This window comes from Citrobacter sp. RHBSTW-00671 (assembly GCF_014103415.1).
Classification (GTDB): Bacteria; Pseudomonadota; Gammaproteobacteria; order Enterobacterales; family Enterobacteriaceae; genus Citrobacter.
The window spans coordinates 3,149,139-3,171,244 of sequence record NZ_JABXPR010000001.1 but is presented as its reverse complement, the minus strand read 5'-3'; the positions used below and the strand labels follow the sequence as shown (position 1 = coordinate 3,171,244).

Genomic DNA, 22,106 nt, shown 5'->3' with positions numbered 1-22,106 from the left:
TTACTTCAAAATTCCGAGCGAAGCGAGGGACACGAACGAAGTGAGTGTTAACAGCTAAACTACATAATTATATTATTATATTTTATATATAGAGAAAAATGTAGTTTTTGGGCTGGTTTTTAACCAAATGTAAACTATCCGTCTTCGCTTCGCTTGACGGAACTCGCTTCGCTCGTAATTCAGGGTATTACTTCAACATTTGAAGCGAAGGACACGAACGTAGTGAGTGTGTTATGAATTCACAACCCGCAGAATGTTTTGTTCAATGATCACTGTACGGTCAGAACCGAATAATAAAATGTATTAGCTCAGATTTGCACCGTTGGTAACATTTGTCACAAAGCCGGACCCAATTTGACATTCCGCTCCGAGTCAAGAGCGGACATTACTGACATCAAATTTTGTTAAGCTACAGTGAGGAGTTCAGCATGTATAATGCTTTTACTATTCCATATGGAACCCTAACATGAATCGTTTGACTGAGATTGGTTTTATCAAGGTGGGATTCTGGCAGATTATAGACGGTAGCCTGAAGTACCATCTCGATGACAGATTCACAGATGTTAAGAACAACCTCTATGCATTTGTTTGTGATGGTGAGGTAAAATACGTTGGTAAAACCACTCGTCTACTACGTAACAGGATGTACCATTATTCACGTCCAGGCCCTTCCCAATCTACGAATATAAAAAATAACGCTAACATCATTGAGATGCTATCTAATAATGTTGCCGTTGATATCTTAGTGCTTCCAGATTCGGGACTTATGCACTACGGGCAATTTCACTTAAATCTTGCTGCTGGTCTTGAGGATTCCATCATTAGTGCCATTAACCCTGAATGGAATGGAATTCAGAGGCCAGAACTGAAGAGTGAGGAAGTAATATCAACTGAAGCTGAAATCATCACACATAGCAGTATTAAACAATTCACTTTCAACATGACAGATACGTACTGGCGAAGAGGATTCTTTAATGTGCCGGTAGTAAGTTCTCAAAAGTTTGGTAAAGACGGTGAGAACATCAAGATTGTTCTTCATGATGGCATGTCTTCCATCACGGCAATGATTAACCGAACTGCCAATCAGTCTGGTTCACCCCGCATTATGGGGGGCGTTGAGCTTAGGCAATATTTTCAACTCAATTACACAATTGGTGATGTTGTACCTTTCGAGGTGCTCACACAAAATATGATGAAGCTAAAATGAAAGATTTTTTTCCTTCTTACAGTCGTATCAGCCTGAACGTTCCGCAGGTTGGCCTGCTCGCTGTCAATTAAATACGCAGATTTTATCAAAGTGGATCCGGTAGTAATAAACAACGAACGTCCTCTTCGCTCAGGACGGATGGTCAGATTCGAGTACGTTCTGTCTGCGCATTCATCCGGTCAGAATCGAATATAATTAGCTTACTAACTCCTTCTTGATTCGGTAAAAAGTGGCGCGACTGATATCTGCTGCTTTCATGATGTGGGCTGGTTTAACGTTCTGTGCCAGCATTTCCCGAACCACTTCACGGGCTTGCATATCTTTTTCTTTCCCCGTATACAAACCTGCCTGTTTTGCTTTTGCGATCCCTTGTGCCTGGCGTTTACGCCGGGTTTCATAATCTTGTCGTGCCATTGTCGCGAGGATATCGATCAGCATGGCATTAACTGCTCTCAAAATGCCGCTGGTTAGGTCACTACCAGACATTTCAACCATCTGCCAGCTTGTTGGCAAATCCATTGATACAATAACCAGCCCTTTACTGTTCAGCGTAGCTTTGAGTTCAGCCCATTCTTCATGTTGAAGACGACTGAGACGGTCAATCGCTTCAATAAGAAGCAGATCGCCAGGTTGTGCTTCTTCAAGAAGATGCATTAGTTCCACACGCTCCAGCTTCGCACCGCTGGCATTCTCAATGTATTCTCCGGCTACTTGCCAGTTTTTGCTTTGCGCAAATTCGCGCAGGCTAACTAATGCACGATCAGCATGTTGGCCTTCGGTAGATGCACGGCAGTAGATACGGACATTCATTATGTATTCTCTTTTAAGTATCAAATCAATACCCATATGATACATTACATTGTTTTGTAGTCAATAGGGTTGAATTTGATTGTATTGAGACTTCTTATCATGGTCTTTATCAGGTATACCTAAAAGAGATATTGTTCGGATGGTATTCAGATCTTGCTTGGGGTATACGATTTGGTCAGTTTCTGTAGCTGAAGCACTCCGGTTTCATTTCAGCAGGTCTTAATCAAATTCAGTGTGCCATACATGCGGCACGAAAAAGTCTGGCATCAATGTGACCAGTTCTATCACCCACCACAGTCACTACAGTGGCCACACAGTTGGGGACCCAAAGGATGTTGTTTACCATTTTGCAATGGTTGACAGCTACCCGAAAGCAACTCCTCTTCGAGAGCGCTCAATTCCTCAGTTAATCGGGTTTGCAATTTTAGTTTGTTGAACCCATCCACACTGGGCGTAAGTGTATAGTTGTGATAACTGTCAACTTTTCTTCTCTCTTCTGTTCAGAATAAATTAATGTTCAGGCGTTATGATAAATAGATGTTATCGCCACCATGGCGCGGTCTTTACAGGAATAAATCTCACCATTTTTATATTTTCACCACAGTACCTCAAAATTTCATATACCAAAACTGAACTTGGCCGGGTAGTATTGGCTGCTTAGTATTAACTGTAGATGCTGTTATTAGGAGTTTCAGGTGCAGGTAAACAAACTTACGGATGATATTGATATTAGTTCTCATGAGCGTTTCCTCGCGGCCCGTAAAAGCACATGGGTTAGTGTGCTTGTTAATTGTTTTCTGACATCCGGGCAAGTGATTACTGGCGTATTTTCCGGATCTCAGGGGCTTATTGCGGATGGTATCCATTCTCTGTCTGATTTAGTTTCAGACTTTGTGGTGCTTATTGCTAATCATAAAAGTAAAAAAAATCCCGATGATGACCATCACTACGGGCATCATCGTTATGAAAATGGTGCATCATTAATTCTGGGGACAATTTTATTCATTGTTGGCATCGGGATGTTATGGTCAGCAGCAAATAAAATGCAACAACCAGATGATATTCCTCAGGTACATATTGTTGCTCTGTGGGTGGCCTTAGCCGCACTGGTTATCAAAGAGCTTCTTTTTCGCTATATGCTGGCAGTAGCAACCCGAGTAAAATCCACTATGCTGGTTGCCAATGCCTGGCATGCCCGCTCTGATGCCGCCTCATCTTTGGTGGTGGCTATTGGTATTATTGGTAGTTTATCAGGGTTTAAATTGCTTGATCCGGTAGCTGCACTGGTTGTGGGACTGATTGTGACCAGAATGGGATATTCATTTATGTCAGATTCGCTTCATGACTTGATGGACAGGGCCGTGGATATTGAAACTGAAAATAGTATAAAAACAACATTATTGTCCACGCCTGGGGTCGAAGGCATCCATGACCTCAAGACCAGAAAAATGGGGGACCTTGTTGTGGTTGATGTTCATCTGGAAATTGATGGTGATTTATCAGTGAAAGTAGGACATGACATTGCTGTTTTGGCCAGGAAATCAGTTTTAGATAATCATCATGTTTTAAATGTTATGACACATGTTGACCCTTATTTTAAAGGTGATAATAGTCCTGGTTGCGGGGGCAAATAATCCTGAAAAATAATATGAATGCTGCTGTTTTTTGAGAGGATTGGGAAGGGATTATTTTTTTGCGCAATATTACCCCTTCTGACTGTGAAAACGAGAGTAAACAATATGGAGGCTATTATGAGAAAAATTATGCGTACTGTTGTGATAGGAGCCACCCTTCTTTTATCCCCCTGTGTAATGGCTGGTTCTGACGGTGTTGAACATGCCATGAAGATGATGAATAAAAGCTACCGCGCAGCACTTAAGGAGGAGGACGTTACATCCTTCAGGAAAGATATGCGGGAACTGAAAGCAACAGCAGAGTCCATCCTGAACAGCCCTGTAGAAGGGTATGACAGGGAAACGTATGTTGCAGGCATGTCACTTCTAATTGATGAGGTAACTGCCGTTGAAAGTACCGCTGAGAAGGAAGGTCTTGACGCCGGGAAAATTGCAGCACAGAAACTAGGCAGTCTGATGAGAAAATACCACAATAAACTAGGTGTTGACTGAGACCGGGAATTATTCGGTGAAGGTAGATATGCTGGAAAGATATCCCTGAACTGACATGATACACGTGCCTGTAATCAAGCAGATAGCTATGCACTGGTGAGGAAATTTCACAACGTTATCTTATCTGCAAAATACATATAAAAATGTTGGGGTAACAAACATGCATTATCAATGCTACATATTTTAGTTTGTTGCCTCAACATAAGTTAAGTACCTATTGGTGTTGCGCGGGGTGGATTCAGGGGGCCAAATTATATTTGGTGGTCACGCGTCAGTCTGTGTTTTGTTTGTTGGTCATGATGACCTGCTCCCCGTTGATTAACACACTGATGCCCGTAATGTCTTCATCATCGGTATGAGACCCTCATTAAGATGCTTTTTTCCGGCAAATAAATCATCAGTATCCTCTTCGAGGCTGGAACAGGGATTCTAAGCCATGTGCTTTGCCGTAAGAAGATCATTTCCGACGTCACCTAATGTGGCTTGGTGAATGGATTTTGTCATGGCTGCACTCTTCATCGGTCGTCGGATTAAGTGCCGTACGATCCACGTCGCTTTTGGAATTTCAAGCGTTCAGATATAAGCATTCTGTACAGCATTGCGTTGTTTCGTGGCTATCTGGCGACGATAAGAACCACTCAGGAACCTGAATTTACCTGTCGAGTACTGGGCCTTTGAACATGGTTTGGATATTACTGAGTGCATCTTGGTTTTGAGAAGTTAAGGTTATCATTAATAAAAAGGCATAATATTGAGTGGTCAACCAACCTTAAAAAAGTGGCTAAATTATGAACGAAAATTTACGTAATGCTCTTCCTCACAAAAACACACCATTTCTACGTGTGCTGCATATCATCGTAGCTGTATTGATTTTATTGCAGATTATTAATTCAAACCTTACCGAAAGCGATGCGCTTAGTGACTATACTCTCACTGGGTTCGTAACATGGTTCCATGTTATCACTGGGTTATCACTGATTGTCCTTGGGTTTGTCATGCTTGCATGGATGCTGACACAACGAGGATTTCGTTACTATTTTGCCTGGGTGGTCCTTGATTTTCGAGGTGTGGTTGAAGATATCAAAATGCTGATATCATTCCGTCTTCCTGAAGCTCATGCTGGTGGGATTGCTGCTCTGGTTCAGGGGCTTGGTGTACTTGCACTATTGGGCGTTGCATTATGTGGTGGATTCTGGTTTGCTCTCAATACTGCTCTTGGCACGTCACCTGTGCTGACAGAAACCGTCCTGCATGTGCATAAGTTTCTGACTGTATTTATTGAAACCTATTTCTGGGCACATGGTGCGATGGGGTTGCTGCATATCTTCCTCACCGTTCGTAGCCAAAGGAAAAATCCCGTTACCGAATAGTGCTGTAGGTTTATGATGGATAAGATGCCCTGTAATGGTTGGCTAAAACAGACTATAACCGCGCATTTATCCGTCAATGCATTTTCTATTTATCCGTAATTCCGATGAGTATGCGTATTTGAAGGAAAAAATATATGCATCTTGAACGACATAGTATCGAAAAAGTGGGATGGCTGAGGGCAGCTGTACTGGGGGCAAATGACGGAATTGTTTCGACAGCGAGCCTTGTTCTTGGGGTTGCATCTGCAAATAGCAGTCCTTCCGGTGTTTTACTTGCAGGTGTTGCAGGACTGGTTGCCGGAGCTATGTCAATGGCTACAGGGGAATATGTTTCCGTCTCATCTCAGGCGGATACCGAAAACGCAGCACTTGCCCAGGAAAAAAGGGAGCTGGAAACTGATTATCAGGGAGAGGTGCGGGAACTGACTTCACTTTATATGCAACGTGGACTGGAGCCAGAGCTTGCCCGGCAGGTTGCGGAGCAACTTATGGTCAAAGATGCCCTGGATGCTCATGCCCGTGAAGAACTGGGGTTGACGGATATAAATTCTGCACAGCCCCTACAGGCAGCTGTCTTTTCTGCCCTGAGTTTTTCCGCTGGTGCGGTGTTACCCTTAATCGTGGCATGGCTCTCCCCTCTGAAACTGGCTTTTTTGTTGATAATCCTTTCCACCCTTTTTTCACTGGCGGTCCTTGGCTATATATCTTCGGTTTTGAGTAAAGCCTCTCCTGTCAGGGCGATCATAAGAATTACGTTCTGGAGTACCATGGCTATGCTTTTGTCTATGGGGATTGGTCATTTTGCAGGGCAGGCCCTGCTTTAATGTTATGAAGCACAATTCGTGTACCATCTTACTGGCGATGCTTCGCAAAACAATTTGCAATGCAGCTCCCTTCAAACTCGATTCCTGCTTGCGCCAATACCTGTTGAAGGGGTGATGGAGGGGATTCTCCCCCTCCATTTCAAGGGCAAGGACAACGCTACTTCTGGCAAATTTCCCGGTCGTAAACGCCACCATTGACAACCAAAATTTGTCGTTTCTTCTTTGAAATCATATCAGTCATTATCTTCGAGTCATCAAGAAAGATACCACCAAAGGTTCCAGGTCGTGCATTCTTCCCGGCGATTATAATCAGATCCCCAATATTCAATGCAGCAACTTTATCGTTATTGTAATTCGTATCTTCAAATATGAACTTCAGGCCTTCATCTGAACCGGGAATACCCAATGTTACTACAGGATTTTTTCTGAAAGTAACAGTACCGATACCAGTTATTTTTCCTGTTACCATTAACTGACATTTTTTGAAGTCATTTGTTGCCCTGAATTCATGTTGTTCAAACCGCGCATAAACTTCCCCTGTTGTATACATTCGCGGAAGTATATCGATTATCGATGGTTTGGATGGTTGCTCAGGTTGTTGCTGAGTTACGGTATCAGCATTTACCTTGGCCTTCACTTCGGGGGTTTTAGGCTGATATGGGGGGGGCGTCAGCCCGTAAAGGAGATTGATGCCGTAGGCTATTGCGACGGTTATGACTGCTATTTTAATATAACGTTCATAGGGTGATTTCATTTCGTTCTTCCATAACTTCTATCTTAACAATACGCTCTCCATTACGATATATTTTCAGCTTGTCAGGCGGGGACTTCACTGCATTACGGATTTCGTTCATTGTATCTTTCGATAACATATCACAGCCTTCCATATACATAACCCTACGGGTATCGGTATCTGGTATGTTAGTGAAACTGCTACTGACCCATAAATCGGGTATTTCAATTCCATGTATCAGCTTCATATACACAACGATGAACGCATCTGTCAGGTGAAACCGTCCAACTGTGTATTTTCCGGTATAGGTATTACCAGAAGACGATGCTACCCAATCGTTTTTTAAAACCAAAGTCAGTGCATTATTTTCCATATTCAGACTCCAGTTCACGAATGCGATTGTTCGTCATGTCGGTAAGACATTTCTGTTCATTATTGCAGCCGGATTTGTGCTTTATCCATTCTCTTTGAGAAGGAAGCAATCGTTTTCGGGTTTCAGGGCTAAGGCTTTTCCAGACCGAATTAAGTTTCTCATCGCTTGCTTTATAACTGTGTGTATCGACGTTTGAGGTTACTGCATTGTTTTTGGGAGCTTCGCTACCGCTGCTATAGAAAACGGGTGCACGTACTCCCTGAGCGTAGTCTTTAGCTGCTTTTTCCCCCACGGCTTGCCCATTCGCAGTCAATACCTTTCCGAACTCTGTAGTGTCGAAACTGTAATTGCGGATCTCGCCATTGAAGTCCAGCTTCACGTTAACGGTTGTTGACTTCGAAATGGCAGTCAAGAAATCACCAGCTTCGGACCCGAAGGAACAAGCGACTTCTTTAGAATCACTGACATTAGGGCGTAACCCGTGCATCGTGAATCTGCCGTTATCAGTTGTAGCAGTGATATCTACCAGCGGAACGATTGATGATGATTGCTTTGTCATCGCGAAGCATATTCCCTTCAGATTTACATCCCTGTCCATCCCGAGAAACATCAGTGCGTTTTTGTCGCTGCTGGCGACACCCATTGATTTTGCCTCTGGCAAGAAATACACGGTACTGGAGGCGGTGGTTAAACCTGAAACGAAAACAACACCTGACGCCATGATTTTTAACGTTTTAATAAGAATTGTCATTCTGGATACCTTCTTTCTTTCGCACTCCATCGTGGACAGAGTATTCATTCCGTGAGTCTTGTTTACGAGAAACACTAACCGAAGAATCATGATCTTACATTGATCTATGAAATCTATCAATATCGTATAATTGATCTGTAAAAACGATCGATTAACATGGGGAGAAGAGGGGGAAGATGCGAAGGGTATTGTTTTTAAAGGGTTTTAAAATGGTTCATATGCTTGGTGTTAACGTCGGGCGGCGGGCAGCGGTTAGTCTTGAATACTGCGATTGAAAGACATAACAATCTACTTTGTGCGGGGTTTCCGGCAACCATAGAGGTGTTTCGATAAGGAGCGGTGCAATAAGTACAGTTCGTAGACAGAATGAATACGATGTAATTTTGAACCCTTGCTCTACAACGCTCTGTATCAAGTTTTACGGGGGTTTTATATTGAACGATGCCTGAAGTCTGCTTTAATCGCTCTGACAAGATACAGAGCGATTCATGGCTATATAGCGATGGATTACGCTAACATTTCTGTGGGGCAATTTTACAATGGCACTAACACTTACCTTTATTCCGTCAGTTCATCGATCAGTGTTCGGGGATGATCTAGTCGTTTTTTCGCTTCCGTCATGAACTTGTCTCGGTTGATCAATATGTCAATATGGTCATGCAGTATCAAACCTTCAGATTCAAGAATTTGAATATCGTTGATAGTCTGCGCTTCAACATAAATCTTACCCTTCTTCCAGCCTGAGTTGTTTTCGATAACGATACGCTGTTTATGCTGATCGCGGTATGTGATGGTAAACAAGTTGTGTTTCTTATCTATTCTGGAGCAATCTACGCGCATAATAACGGTCTTAATGTTTGCTCTTATTTTTGTGCGTAAAGGGTTAAGTGCGTCATCAATGTCAAACTTCCTGAACTTGTCCCAACCTTCAGTGTTCATTTGCACGATTGATTCATCGTATAGTCTTTTTTCCACTATCAGACTTTGTTTTTCTTGTTCTAGTTGATCAATTTGCGAAGTGAGGCTATTAATGATCTCAGGGCTTTTAGCTGAACCTATAGCCAATACATAGTTCTCAATTTGCGATTGTATGTCCGCTATTTTCCCTTCTAAACCAGATGGTTGATATTTCGTCTGTAAGAATATTCTATCGGCTATTAGTTGTAAAATCGTCCTTTCAAGGGTGCTTGCCCTGAATCCCCACTTATTACAATCTTGATGTAAATCTCTGGATGCACATTGGTAACGGTAAGCATGTGGATGGTTTTTAAGGGTTGATTTAGCCTTAACCATGTAACATGAGCAGTGCGCACAGTGCAAAATACCAATACCGGAAAGTAATGGTATTTCTGGATTACTCTCGCGATTCGGGGCAAATCCTTTGTTTCCAACTTGGAGCTTTAACGCTTCATATTCATCTTTGCTGATGATCGCAGGGTAATAATCATCCAGAACGTATTCTGCATTGTTTACAGTGATTACTTTTCGTCCATAAATGGCAGGTTCAAGGATTCTGGAACAATGCTGCATATTCCATATACCTTTTGATTTTTTGTTGCCAATAACCGGTCCATCGTAGTTGTTTTTCAGATGTTGAAGGATCATCCGATTTGACCAACCGTCTTGTTTTAACTGGATAATTTTTTTTGCTATGGGGAACAGGACTGGATGCGGATTGACATATCCAGTACTTGAATCTGTCCACCATTTATCCGAGCCTAACTCTTTAATTGCGACTACAGGATCACCTGGTTTCCGTTCCTGGTGACGTCTGATCTTGGACAGAGCACTTGCAATGGTGCGGTGTGATTTGGTTGAACTTTCTTCGTTTGCACGGCTGAACAACATCACGCTAAACATCAGTTGCTGCAATGTCTCGGTGTTTACTTCAGTCTGTCTGTAAACCTGTTTATCAATCCCGGTAATTACCGTGATGCCATTAAGTAATAAGCTGGTGAAAAGGTTAACCGCTTGCATGGCGTTCTGGCGTGAGAAGCGATCAAGGGATTCAATCAAGAGGAAAGACCCCTTTGGGATCAAACCGGATTCAACTTGGTCTATGAAATCCGATAAAGCTCCTTCCTGAACGTTTTTACCCTTGTACGCGGATACCCCTAAATCTTGGTATTCCTCGAAAATCTCCAGATCGTACTCAGTAGCAATCTGTTTTGCCATTTCAGCAATGTAGCTCTTCTGACGCTCAATCGAACTACCTTTACCTTGTCGTTCGCTGGAGTAACGGATATATGAATATAAGCGTGGACGATTCATGGTATTGAATTTCACTGGAAGTACTGTATTTCTTAAGATTGTAACATGTGCAGACATTGGTCATCACCTCCTTGGTAATCCATTGGGGCGACAGGTATAGCTGTTTTTACGCCTCAATTCTTAATGAGGTGTATTTTACTTTAGTGTTGCCGATAGTCACACCGAGCACCGCCATCACGGTAAAGCCGAGGCCGGTCAATAAGGCGTGGATCACGTACAGAACCGGGGCGACAAACAAGAACAAGAATTCCAGTGGTTCAGTGGTACCGCCAATGACGCAGGCAATCAGACCAGAAATTAATAACCCTTTAATTTTATGTCGATTCTCAGGACGAGCACAGTGATACATCGCTAATGCTGCACCCGGTAAACCGCCGAGGAATGCCGGCATTTTGCCCTGAGACAGGAAGCGGGTTGCGCTTTCAGAGAAGCCTTGCGTGGTTGGGCAACTTAGCTGTGCCTGGAAAATAGTGAGTGCGCCACTGACGCTATGACCACACACTTCCTGGGTACCGCCCGCTTCAGTAAAGCGAATGAGGGCCACCAGAATATGGTGCAGGCCAAAAGGCAGCAGAAGACGTTCGCCGGTACCAAATAGCATCGGACCAAATTCACCTGCGCTGTTGATGATATTGCCAAGCCCGGTAATACCCATCGCAAATACAGGCCAGATCAGAGGGATAACTAACCCAACCAGCCCCATGACTAGTGAAGAGATGATGGGGACAAAACGGGTGCCGCCGAAGAAAGCCAATGCGTCCGGCAGACGGATATTGTGGAAGCGCTCATGCAGCATCCAGACAATGATCCCGGCGATGACGGCCCCGAGGATCCCGGTGTCGATCGACTGGATACCCAGGATGTTTTGGATATTATTGGCCTTCAGGATTGCCGCATCTGTGGTGGGTAAAATCCCTTTCGCCGTCAACCAGAAGTTAACGGCAAGGTTCATGACCGCGTAGCCAACAAACCCAGCAAATGCCGCCACACCTTTGTTCTCGCGCGCCAGACCGAGAGGAATAGCAATACAGAACATCACGGGTAAGAAACTAAAGGCGAAAGAGCCGACTTTACTCATCCAGGTAAAAAGAGCCTGAAGCACCGGGTTACCTAATGCGGGGATCAGCGTTAAGACATCATGGCTGCTTAACGAACTGCCGATCCCCAACATGATCCCGCAGAAGGAGAGCAGAGCCACGGGCAACATGAAGGTTTTGCCCAACTGCTGGAAAAATTCCCATAACGTTATTTTGGGGGTGGTTCTCGTCGTCATCTAACGGCTCCTCGTGAAAGCTTGGTGACAAATGATGGCGAGAAGATAAAACGTTTTACCTAATTTTAGTGCGGTATAAATCACATTATCGAATGATAATAGGGCGTATAACTATAACCGATTGATAAAACGTTTTATCCGTCACGTTATCAGGGAGTTTTCTGTTTTTATGGCTATAGCCAAAAAAATAACCATCCATGATGTTGCGCTGGCTGCGGGAGTTTCGGTCAGTACAGTCTCATTGGTGCTTAGTGGAAAAGGGCGTATCTCATCCGCAACCGGGGAGCGGGTAAACGCTGCCATTGAGCAGTTGGGGTTCGTACGTAATCGTCAGGCATCGGTGCTGCGTGGCGGTCAGAGTGGTGTGGTCGGGCTGATTGTACGCGATCTGTCTGCGCCATTTTATGCTGAACTGACGGCAGGCCTGACGGAAGCATTAGAAGCACAGGGTCGGATGGTCTTTCTTTTACACGGCGGTAAAGATGGTGAGCAATTGGCGCAGCGTTTCGCGATGCTCCTCAATCAGGGCGTGGATGGCGTAGTCATTGCGGGTGCCGCTGACAGCAGTGATGCACTGCGACAGTTGGCTGAAGAAAAAGGGATTCCTGTCGTATTTGCCTCACGAGCCAGTTACCTGGATGACGTCGACACGGTCCGCCCCGACAACATGCAGGCAGCGCAATTGTTGGTTGAGCATCTCATTCGGCACGGTCACCAGCGAATCGCGTGGCTGGGTGGACAGAGTTCTTCTTTAACCCGCGCGGAGCGTGTCGGCGGCTATTGTGCGACGCTGCTAAAATATGGTTTACCGTTTCATAGTGATTGGGTTCTGGAGTGTTCATCCAGTCAGAAGCAGGCAGCCGAAGCCGTTACTGCACTGTTACGCCGCAACCCGACGATCAGCGCCGTTGTGTGTTACAACGAAACCATCGCCGTTGGCGCCTGGTTTGGTCTGATGAGAGCGGGGCGGCAGAGCGGTGAAATTGGCGTCGATCGCTATTTTGAACAACAAGTTTCACTGGCGGGATTTGCGGATGTGGCGGAAAACGCGCTGGATGACATTCCTATTATCTGGGCCAGTACCCCGGCACGCGAAATGGGTTATACCCTGGCTGAACGTATACTGCAGCGTATTGGTCATGATGACAGCCATTCCCGCAATCTGACGCTTTCCGCCCGACTGGTGACGCAGAAGTAGCTTGCCGAAGATCAAAAGCCCGATAACCGGTATTATCGGGCTGGGTTCAGAGAAGAATTACTGTTGGGGAACAGCCGGAGCATCCGGTTCGCCAAGGGTCGGCATACCGAACATACCAACAAACTCATCCAGCGGCATCTTCTGCCCGTTGAGCGTTACCTGGCCATTGGTGTACTGCAGGCTGGAGCCGATGGTGTTGTCCTGCATCGTGGTAATGCGGAACATCTGCCCCATCGCAGCCAGACCATTGACCTGCTGTTTCGCCAGCCCCGCGGCTTGCTCCTGCTGATAACCTTCAATTTTGGCTATCTGTGTCATGAACTCAGTCGCCATATCCACAGGAATAGTCAGCTTCGCGTCCAGTGATTTGACGGAGCGATCCACTTCCTGAGCCAGCGTTTGTGGCTCTTCTTTGGTCGCAGTTGGATCTTTGAGCAGCAGCGACAGGTTAAACGTCGTTTCGCCTTTCGCATTTTTCCAGCTTAACGGCGCAATGGTGATTACGGGTTCACCCTTCATCAGAATGGGCAGCGCATTAAAGAATGCTTCCGTGACTTTCTGCTGATACAGCTCTGGGTTTTGGACGACATCAATCTGCGACATCAGCGCCTTGGTTTGGGCACTGTACTGTTGGCTGAACTGATGCAGGGCTTCACCGTCAATCTGACCCACTTTCAGCGTCAGCTTACCGCTACCCAAATCCTGGCCCTGTAATTTAAGGCTGTTCAGGGTGTAATCCAGCTGACTGTTCACGGTTTTTCCATCGTTAATCAGATCGGATTTACCATCAATACCCATGCCTTCCAGCACGGCCAGCTCTTTGCCTTCGACCGATATCGACAGCTTATCGAGTGCCAGCTTTTGGTCACCGATGCGTTCACCAAAACTGGCGACGCTGCTGGACCCTTCGGTTGTCAGGTTATTAAAGGTAACTTGCACCTTCTGGTCGTATTCGTTGACTGCATTAACCTGACCGCTTTGCGCAGCGCCCGTCAGGGAAACCGCGTTACCGTCTTTATCTGCGGTGAACTGGAATTCCCCGCCGCTAAAGGCCACTTTTTCGTCGCCTTTCTCGTAGTTCAACGGTTTGAGGGAGAGATCGGAACGGGTGTCACCACTATAGCTAATACGGGAGTTGATGACGAAAGGAGACTCGCCTTTGGCAATATCAAACAATGGTTTAGTGACATCGTTGTTCACCAGCGTTGTTCTCACCGAAGCCATAGCAGGAATGAGGTTCAATGACTTAAGCTGGGTTAGCGGGAAGGGGCCGTGATCCACCGTTTCATCCAGAACGATAGTTTGGCCTGCTTTCAGCCATGCGTTTTCCTGTCCGGCGATGGGTTTCACTACCAGTTGCAGTTGGCTATTGAACACGCCGCGCTGATAGTTTTGATAACTCAGTTCAATTCCTGCCTCTGGTGAGTAGCGTTTGATCTGATCATTTGCCTGCGTCACCATCTCGGCGAGATGCGTTTCCAGTTTCTTTCCGGTGTACCAGGCGCCGCCCGTCCAGACGATACCCAGCGCAACCACCACACCCGCAGCTACCAGCGATTTTTTCATTTCGATATCCATAAAATAAAACCAGGCGTTTGAGAACGCCTGGAGGAGTGACATGTGTTTAACTCTCTACTAGCTTAGCAAGAGTTGTTAAAAATATCAGTATCTTGCTAGAGCTTGTTGTAAACACGCGCTAAACGGCCGACGCCGCTGACACTTATTGGCGATTCATTCGCACTAATAAATGCGGATTCACCCGGTTTTAGTACCAGACGTTGATCGCCTTTGCTCAGGAGCGCTTCACCTTCTATGCAGAACAAAATCGCTGCGCTGTGCTGGCTAATTACGGCTTCCCCGGCAGACAGTTCATGCAGGGAGAAGGCGAAATCATCAACCGGGATCGGGAAGTCGAGTTCACCACCGGTTTTGACCGGAGTGGTCAACAGTTGGTTCGCCGGTTTTGCGACAAATTTAACGTTGGCCACCAGCTCCGGAATATCAATATATTTTGGCGTCAGCCCAGCACGCAGCACGTTATCTGAGTTTGCCATGACCTCAAGTGCCACACCTTGCAGATAGGCGTGCGGCGTTTCGGCGAACAGGAACATCGCTTCGCCAGGATTTAGCTTCACCACATTCAGCAGCAGTGGTGAGAAAAGGCCGCTGTCGTTCGGGTAGACATCAGCGATAAGGCGAATAGTCTGCCACGGTTCGCCTTGCTGGCTGTTAAGGGCTGATTTCAGTATTGCCAGTGCATGCGATTTTTCCTGGTCCTGCATATTTAACAGGCTGGAGAAAAGGTAGCTCAGGCGTTCGGCACCGGGTTCCTGCAAAAAGTGAGCAATGGCAGGATGCGCGCCAGCAACCGGTTGTAATAACGCAACGATGTCAGAGAATTCGCGAAACGCATTCATCGCCAGGAATGGCGTCAGGGCAAAAACCAGCTCCGGCTTGTGGTTCGGATCTTTGTAGTTACGCTCCGCGGCATCCATTGGGATCCCGGCTGCGTTTTCTTTGGCGAATCCTATCTCAGAGTTGTGCTTGTTCGGATGGACCTGGATAGAAAGCGGTTGAGCGGCGCAGAGCACTTTAAACAGGAAGGGCAGTTCGCCAAAGCGTTTTGCTACGGCATCGCCTAACAGTGCGGATTTATCGTGCTCGATAACATCGCGCAGAGCAACGGGTTGGCCATCGGCCCCTTGAACCTGAGAGCTGCTTTTCGGATGAGCACCCATCCACAGCTCGGCCATTGGCTGCTGGGTTGGGTTGGCAATGCCATAAAGTTCCGTTAACGCAGTTTTGCTTCCCCAGGCGTAGTGTTGCACTGAGTTGATCAGTTTTTGCATTATCAATGCCCTGTTTCAATGTTGAAAAATCTCTGGCTATTAAACCAAGAAACCCCGGACGAAGTAACCTGCACGTGCAAAAAGTCGTACTAGTCTCAGTTTTTGTTAAAAAATTGTGTAGGATATGGTGACTCGCTTTTAATACCCTGAGTAATTCAGGTTGCAGAAAGCCATACCTTCTACAACCCGATCTGCGCCAGGGAAGCAGGGCAATGGAACATCTGCCCAGAGAATAACCAGACCGAGCAGTAAGTGAGAGCACAATGTCAAACAAACCCTTTCATTATCAGCATCCTTTTCCCCTCAAAAAGGATGATACCGAATACTATCTGCTGACCAGCGACCATGTTTCCGTTGCCGAATTTGAAGGGCAGGAGATTGTCAAAGTTGCGCCAGAGGCCTTAACTTTGCTGGCGCGCCAGGCGTTCCATGACGCATCGTTTATGCTGCGTCCTGCACATCAGCAGCAGGTTGCAGACATTCTGCGCGACCCGGAGGCCAGCGAAAACGATAAATATGTTGCCCTGCAATTCCTGCGTAACTCTGATATCGCGGCAAAGGGCATTCTGCCGACATGTCAGGACACCGGCACAGCGATAATCGTGGGTAAAAAAGGACAGCGTGTCTGGACCGGCGGCGGTGACGAAGCGGCGCTGGCGCGTGGGGTTTATAACACCTACATCGAAGATAACCTGCGCTATTCACAAAACGCTGCGCTGGATATGTACAAAGAGGTGAACACCGGTACCAATCTGCCAGCACAGATTGACTTGTATACCGTCGACGGTGATGAATACAAATTCCTGTGTATTGCCAAAGGCGGCGGTTCAGCGAACAAAACCTATCTGTACCAGGAAACCAAAGCGCTGCTCACACCAGGCAAATTAAAAAATTACCTGGTGGAGAAGATGCGTACGCTGGGAACCGCAGCTTGCCCGCCGTACCACATCGCGTTTGTGATTGGCGGAACGTCCGCAGAAGCCACGCTGAAAACGGTGAAACTGGCTTCGGCGAAATACTACGATGAGCTGCCGACCGAAGGTAACGAGCACGGTCAGGCATTCCGTGATGTTGAACTGGAAAAAGAACTGCTGATTGAAGCGCAGAATTTGGGACTGGGCGCGCAGTTTGGCGGGAAGTACTTCGCTCATGACATCCGCGTGATCCGCCTGCCGCGTCACGGCGCGTCGTGTCCGGTTGGTATGGGTGTTTCTTGCTCAGCTGATAGAAACATCAAAGCTAAGATCAACCGCGAAGGTATCTGGATCGAAAAACTGGAACACAATCCTGGCAAATATATCCCGGAAGAACTGCGTCAGGCAGGCGAAGGCGAAGCGGTGCGTGTCGACCTGAACCGCCCGATGAAAGATATTCTGGCGCAGTTGTCGCAATATCCGGTATCTACCCGCTTGTCGCTGAATGGTACGATCATCGTTGGACGTGACATAGCGCATGCGAAACTGAAAGAACGGCTGGATAACGGCGAAAGTTTGCCGCAGTATGTTAAAGATCACCCAATCTATTACGCCGGACCGGCAAAAACGCCGGAAGGTTATGCATCTGGCTCGCTTGGCCCAACCACCGCCGGTCGCATGGATTCCTATGTTGATCAGCTTCAGGCCGCGGGCGGGAGTATGATCATGCTGGCAAAAGGAAACCGCAGCCAGCAGGTTACTGACGCTTGTCATAAGCATGGTGGTTTCTACTTAGGCAGCATTGGTGGGCCAGCGGCTGTGCTGGCCCAGGGCAGTATCAAGAGTCTGGAGTGCGTGGAATACCCCGAGCTGGGGATGGAAGCCATCTGGAAAATTGAAGTGGAAGATTTCCCGGCGTTTATCCTGGTGGATGACAAAGGCAACGATTTCTTCCAGCAAATTCAGACGTCGCAGTGCGCACGCTGCGTTAAGTAACGTCAGCCGCCCTACGGGGCGGTTTTTTTTACCGCACGAACCACCAAACGACAGTTTTTTCCTCGTTAATACTCATAAGACCAATGCAAGTGGGCAATGTCGAAACATAACCTAATCAATTGTTAATATAAGGAGCAGGTAATGGTAACGGTACGCCGCGAGAATGATTCAATGGGTGCGATCGATGTTCCGGCCGATAAACTCTGGGGCGCGCAAACTCAACGATCGCTGGAGCATTTTCGCATTTCAACAGAGAAAATGCCGGTCTCGCTGATCCACGCGCTGGCGCTGACTAAGCGGGCCGCTGCGAAGGTTAACCAGGATTTGGGGTTGCTGGCTGCGGAGAAAGCCTCCGCCATCATGCAGGCTGCAGACGAGGTGCTGGCAGATAAGCATCGCGATGAGTTTCCGCTGGCTATCTGGCAGACCGGCTCCGGCACGCAAAGCAATATGAATATGAATGAGGTGCTGGCAAACCGGGCCAGCGAATTGTTGGGCGGCGTGCGGGGGATGGAGCGAAAAATACATCCGAACGATGACGTCAACAAAAGCCAAAGTTCAAATGATGTTTTTCCCACGGCAATGCATGTCGCCGCGCTGTTGGCTCTGCGTGAGCATCTGATCCCTCAACTGAAGGTGTTGACCACCACGTTACGTGAAAAATCGCATGCCTTCGCCGACATTGTCAAAATCGGCAGAACCCATTTACAGGATGCGACGCCCCTGACGCTGGGCCAGGAGATCTCCGGCTGGGTGGCAATGCTGGAACATAACCTGAAGCATATCGAACATAGTCTACCGCACGTTGCTGAACTGGCGTTGGGCGGTACGGCGGTAGGGACCGGGCTGAACACTCACCCGGAATATGCCGAGCGGGTTGCGGATGAACTGGCGGTGTTGACCTCTGCACCTTTTGTCACCGCGTCGAATAAATTCGAAGCGCTAGCCACCTGTGATGCACTGGTACATGCCCACGGTGCGCTCAAAGGCCTGGCCGCATCGCTGATGAAAATCGCCAATGATGTACGCTGGCTGGCATCCGGTCCGCGCTGCGGCATTGGCGAAATTTCTATTCCTGAAAATGAACCGGGCAGTTCCATCATGCCGGGTAAGGTCAACCCGACACAATGTGAAGCCCTGACTATGCTGTGCTGTCAGGTCATGGGTAACGATGTTGCCGTTAATATCGGTGGGGCGTCAGGGAATTTTGAACTTAACGTCTATCGCCCGATGGTTATCTATAACTTCCTGCAATCGGTTCGCCTGTTAGCTGATGGCATGGATAGCTTCAACGAGCACTGTGCGACAGGGATCGAGCCAAATCGTGAACGCATTGATCAGTTGCTCAACGAGTCACTGATGCTGGTAACCGCGCTAAACACCCATATTGGCTACGATAAAGCGGCTGAGATTGCTAAAAAGGCGCATAAAGAAGGACTGACCTTAAAAGCGTCAGCCCTGGCGCTGGGATATTTAACCGAGGCCGAATTCGACAGTTGGGTCCGCCCGGAACTGATGGTCGGTAGCATGCGACCGGGTCGTTAATCCGCTACATACAGGTGCAGCCGTGGGATAATCAGTCTTAACGGTTGCGCCTGAGGTTTAAAACGGTGCTGAACATTGTCAGCATCGTAGTTCAGTAATCCTCCGATATCCGGCACCGTCATACCGTTTTCGTTATTTATCAGCGCAATTAATGGCGTCGGGCAGGCATATTGCACCTGTTTTTTCTGCCCTTTGTACCAGACACGGGCGATGGGCTGTACTTTGACCGGGCGTTTGATTTTCAATTTTGCCTGTTGTGGCAGGGCAGCGATGTCCTGGTATTCGCGCTCAAGCCTGGCCTGCCACTCTTCGCGTGTCCACGGATGCACGCTGCGCGGTGATGTCAGGCTCTTTTCCAGTTGTTGCAGCACCTCATCACGCGTCAGGTTCTTAATAATGTGCTTGTTGGCCCAGCCAAATCGCAGGGTAGCCGGTTCTCTGACGACCGTTAGCGTCCGATAGGCGTTCAACGTAATCAGCCCCGGTAGGTGGCGGTGCACCCATTCAAAACGCGCGGCCGATGGCAGACCAGACTCGACGGTGACAATGCGCTCAAAGGTGGTTTTAAGCTGATTAATACGTTGTATTTGCTCTTCCAGCACGACTTGAGTGGCGGTATCCACCTGATAGCAGAGTACCCCCGGCAGGCGGACAGCCGCTTTGCTACTGCGATTCTCGGACTGCTGTTGAATAAACAGGTGGCGATAGTGGCGTAGTGCCAGGCTTTCCGCCTCTTTACCCAAGTGCTGTTTAACGTCAATGGTTTCCAGTGGCGCGTGTTCAGCCTCTTTCACCACTTCCGGCAAAGAGAACACGCGAGCAATCAGCAGCGTCTGCTGTTGCAATTGCCCGATGAGGTGTGCCAGTTCTTGTTCCATCTGGCGAAAGGTTCCGTTTAAGCGTTCAACGAGATCGTAGCGAGCCATAGGTTTACCATTTTAGTTACAACATACTTTTTTATAACACAAGACGCTCAGCCTGACCACCGAGCAGGGTAGGTCAGGCAGCTGAAAATTCAGGTATGTTATGCCAGACAGGCCAACTGAAGGAGAAGCGGGCGCCACCCAGTTCACTTTCATCACAGACCACCGTACCGCCCATAGCCAGAGCGATGGAGTGGACGATGGCGAGGCCGAGCCCGCAGCCACCTGTCGCCCGGTCACGGCTGGGGTCCAGACGTACAAACGGTTCAAAAATTTGCTCGCGCGCAGCTGGCGTGATACCGGGTCCATCATCTTCAACGATCAGCGTTGCCTGACGCCCATTGAGTTGCAGGCTGGCTTGAACCGTAGACTGGCAATAACGCAGAGCGTTGTTTAACAAATTATCCAGCACACGCTCCATCAAACGCATATCCAGTGCGCCGTAATCTCCGATCTGAAGATGGCGCAGCCGTACCGCACGATCAGGATTGACGCTTTGTACATCTTCCAGATGGGTTGTTAGCCACACGGGCAGGTCCGGAACACTGAGTTTTAGCTCATTTTGCGGCCGATCCAGACGAGCATAGGTGAGCAATTCTTCAATTAACGCTTCCAGTTGACCAATATCGCGGTTTAGCGCCTGCGATTCCTGCTCGGTAAGGTTATCGCTCATCTCCAGGCGGTAACGCAATCGCACCAGCGGTGTGCGAAGCTCATGGGCAATGCCGTCAATCAGCTGTTTTTTACTGGCAATCAGGGCATTGATATTGTCTGCCATTTGGTTAAACGCCACGCCCAGACGCTCAAAGCTTGAGCCGCTGTCAAAGTGCAGCCGCTCATTAAGATGCCCTTCACCAAAACGCTGCGCAGCGGCCTCCAGTCTCAGCATCTCTTGCCAGTGTGGGCGCATCCAGATCAGCACAGGGAAGGCCAATGAAATAGCAATGAAGGCCATCAGCGCGACGTCCAGCAAGCGCATCTGGTGCAGGAAATAGAGATAAGGTACCGGGCCGACGGCAAGAACATAGTGGCTGCGCGGGATTCGTTGAATAAAGGTGTACTGATCGTCGAGTGCAACGATATCGCCTTCCCGTAAGCGTTGCATAGTGGGAGCATCCAGATGGTATTTATTCAACGGTTCTACGCGAAGATCAAAAGACAGATTTAAATCCATCTCTTTCAGGGTTTTCCCCCAGTCACGCGGTGGGATTTCGCGTAATTCGCTGCGCATCAGATACAGCGAGCTTTTCATCAAATCGTCGAGCGACTGTCTGCCCGCACGTTCGGCGGTGAATTTGTACACCAGGCCAACCAGCAGGGTCATCACCAGAAAACAGACAAACAACAAGAGATAAAACTGCACAAACAGCTTTTTCATAAAGTCACCGAACACTCAATAGGTTAGCTAATGTGCAGTTGCCCCCGAAGCAGGTGGACGGTATCACTGTATCCACTGACGCACGGGGGAATATCAATCCGACCACCATCAACGCACTTATCCTGGCAGATTACACGGTATAAACCATTTCTGCATTCTTATGAGCGACCAGGCGACTGTACAGGATCGTCATTTAATGGACCTAACTCAACGCAAGAGCAACAACTCAATAGGCCTGCATACGTGGAAACAGTTCGTTTATACAACAACGATACCCTGCACCGACACAAAAACGAAACCACTTATATAAATATGGGTATTTTCACCGACAATCAGGCGACTTATTTTTGAGTTGACTGATAAGGTTATATAGACCTGAAATAACAACACTGACCCTCTTTAAAAAATTTAAAAGCAGAAGTGGGTTAATTTTTTTTTGATTTTGATTGGTTGTGATGAAAATAAACGAACAGCTTGATAAATGAGAGAGGCCAGAGGCCATTATTCGAGTGTGTCGAATAAAGCCTCAAGATTCTCCATCGAATGTAACGCTGTCATTATCTCA

17 protein-coding genes and 2 pseudogenes are annotated in these 22,106 nt (G+C 47.4%); 9 read left to right on the top strand and 10 right to left on the bottom strand.

Features of this window, described 5'->3' with window-relative positions; genetic code table 11:
* Window positions 1-466: 466 nt before the first annotated feature.
* Window positions 467-1,207 (top strand): GIY-YIG nuclease family protein, encoded by a 741-nt coding sequence (locus HV261_RS15185; protein WP_049003480.1) that lies wholly within the window; start codon window positions 467-469, stop codon window positions 1,205-1,207.
* Between the two features lie 195 nt (window positions 1,208-1,402).
* Here the strand turns inward: HV261_RS15185 and HV261_RS15180 are convergent, their stop codons facing one another.
* Window positions 1,403-2,017, bottom strand: coding sequence for a recombinase family protein (locus HV261_RS15180; protein ID WP_049003478.1), 615 nt, complete (start codon window positions 2,015-2,017; stop codon window positions 1,403-1,405).
* A gap of 695 nt (window positions 2,018-2,712) precedes the next feature.
* Here HV261_RS15180 and HV261_RS15175 point away from each other — a divergent pair.
* The 5 genes and pseudogenes from HV261_RS15175 (at window position 2,713) to HV261_RS15160 (ending at window position 6,337) form a co-directional block, all read left to right on the top strand.
* Window positions 2,713-3,651, top strand: a complete 939-nt coding sequence (locus HV261_RS15175) for a cation diffusion facilitator family transporter (protein WP_001198019.1) — start codon at window positions 2,713-2,715, stop codon at window positions 3,649-3,651.
* Between the two features lie 117 nt (window positions 3,652-3,768).
* Window positions 3,769-4,143, top strand: coding sequence for a cytochrome b562 (locus HV261_RS15170; RefSeq protein WP_013096889.1), 375 nt, complete (start codon window positions 3,769-3,771; stop codon window positions 4,141-4,143).
* A 463-nt stretch (window positions 4,144-4,606) separates the two neighbouring features.
* A pseudogene (locus HV261_RS27725) lies at window positions 4,607-4,837 on the top strand (IS3 family transposase); the annotation flags it as partial.
* 94 nt (window positions 4,838-4,931) lie between these two features.
* A complete protein-coding gene (locus HV261_RS15165) occupies window positions 4,932-5,513 on the top strand; it encodes a cytochrome b/b6 domain-containing protein (protein ID WP_001004932.1) in 582 nt (193 codons plus the stop codon).
* A 134-nt stretch (window positions 5,514-5,647) separates the two neighbouring features.
* The gene (locus HV261_RS15160; RefSeq protein ID WP_000549951.1) at window positions 5,648-6,337 is read left to right on the top strand and encodes a VIT1/CCC1 transporter family protein; all 690 of its coding nucleotides are present in this window, start codon (window positions 5,648-5,650) and stop codon (window positions 6,335-6,337) included.
* 157 nt (window positions 6,338-6,494) lie between these two features.
* On the opposite strand, the gene HV261_RS15155 is transcribed toward HV261_RS15160, so the two are convergent.
* From HV261_RS15155 to malX, 5 genes and pseudogenes are all read right to left on the bottom strand, one after another.
* A complete protein-coding gene (locus tag HV261_RS15155) occupies window positions 6,495-7,091 on the bottom strand; it encodes a hypothetical protein (RefSeq protein WP_016537359.1) in 597 nt (198 codons plus the stop codon).
* Window positions 7,075-7,443 (bottom strand): hypothetical protein, encoded by a 369-nt coding sequence (locus HV261_RS15150; protein ID WP_023280004.1) that lies wholly within the window; start codon window positions 7,441-7,443, stop codon window positions 7,075-7,077. Before HV261_RS15150 ends, HV261_RS15155 begins: the two co-directional genes overlap by 17 nt.
* Complete coding sequence (locus HV261_RS15145) at window positions 7,433-8,194, bottom strand: lysozyme inhibitor LprI family protein (protein ID WP_023280005.1); 762 nt, start codon at window positions 8,192-8,194, stop codon at window positions 7,433-7,435. Before HV261_RS15145 ends, HV261_RS15150 begins: the two co-directional genes overlap by 11 nt.
* A 558-nt stretch (window positions 8,195-8,752) precedes the next feature.
* Window positions 8,753-10,522: a recombinase family protein gene (locus HV261_RS15140; protein WP_013096884.1), complete on the bottom strand. Its 1,770-nt coding sequence runs from the start codon at window positions 10,520-10,522 to the stop codon at window positions 8,753-8,755.
* 85 nt (window positions 10,523-10,607) lie between these two features.
* Window positions 10,608-11,738: pseudogene (gene malX / locus HV261_RS15135) on the bottom strand (PTS maltose transporter subunit IICB); the annotation flags it as partial.
* 169 nt (window positions 11,739-11,907) lie between these two features.
* On the opposite strand from malX, the gene HV261_RS15130 reads away from it, so the two are divergent.
* On the top strand, window positions 11,908-12,936 hold the full coding sequence (locus HV261_RS15130; protein WP_137381259.1) for a Mal regulon transcriptional regulator MalI: 1,029 nt from the start codon (window positions 11,908-11,910) through the stop codon (window positions 12,934-12,936).
* A 57-nt stretch (window positions 12,937-12,993) separates the two neighbouring features.
* Here the strand turns inward: HV261_RS15130 and HV261_RS15125 are convergent, their stop codons facing one another.
* Entirely contained in the window at window positions 12,994-14,502 is a 1,509-nt protein-coding gene (locus tag HV261_RS15125; protein WP_202038713.1) for a YdgA family protein, read from the bottom strand.
* Window positions 14,503-14,609: 107 nt separating this feature from the next.
* Window positions 14,610-15,785: a mannose-6-phosphate isomerase gene (manA, locus tag HV261_RS15120; protein ID WP_202038712.1), complete on the bottom strand. Its 1,176-nt coding sequence runs from the start codon at window positions 15,783-15,785 to the stop codon at window positions 14,610-14,612.
* A gap of 263 nt (window positions 15,786-16,048) precedes the next feature.
* Here manA and fumB point away from each other — a divergent pair, with 263 nt between their 5' ends.
* A complete protein-coding gene (gene fumB, locus HV261_RS15115) occupies window positions 16,049-17,695 on the top strand; it encodes a class I fumarate hydratase (protein WP_202038711.1) in 1,647 nt (548 codons plus the stop codon).
* A 141-nt stretch (window positions 17,696-17,836) separates the two neighbouring features.
* On the top strand, window positions 17,837-19,240 hold the full coding sequence (gene fumC, locus HV261_RS15110; RefSeq protein WP_202038710.1) for a class II fumarate hydratase: 1,404 nt from the start codon (window positions 17,837-17,839) through the stop codon (window positions 19,238-19,240).
* Here the strand turns inward: fumC and tus are convergent.
* Window positions 19,237-20,166, bottom strand: a complete 930-nt coding sequence (gene tus, locus HV261_RS15105) for a DNA replication terminus site-binding protein (protein ID WP_202038709.1) — start codon at window positions 20,164-20,166, stop codon at window positions 19,237-19,239. The two genes, fumC and tus, sit on opposite strands and share 4 nt — an antisense overlap.
* 73 nt (window positions 20,167-20,239) lie before the next feature.
* Window positions 20,240-21,541 carry a two-component system sensor histidine kinase RstB gene (rstB, locus tag HV261_RS15100; protein ID WP_202038708.1) on the bottom strand — a complete coding sequence of 434 codons (1,302 nt, stop codon included), beginning with the start codon at window positions 21,539-21,541 and terminating at the stop codon, window positions 20,240-20,242.
* Window positions 21,542-22,106 lie beyond the last annotated feature (565 nt).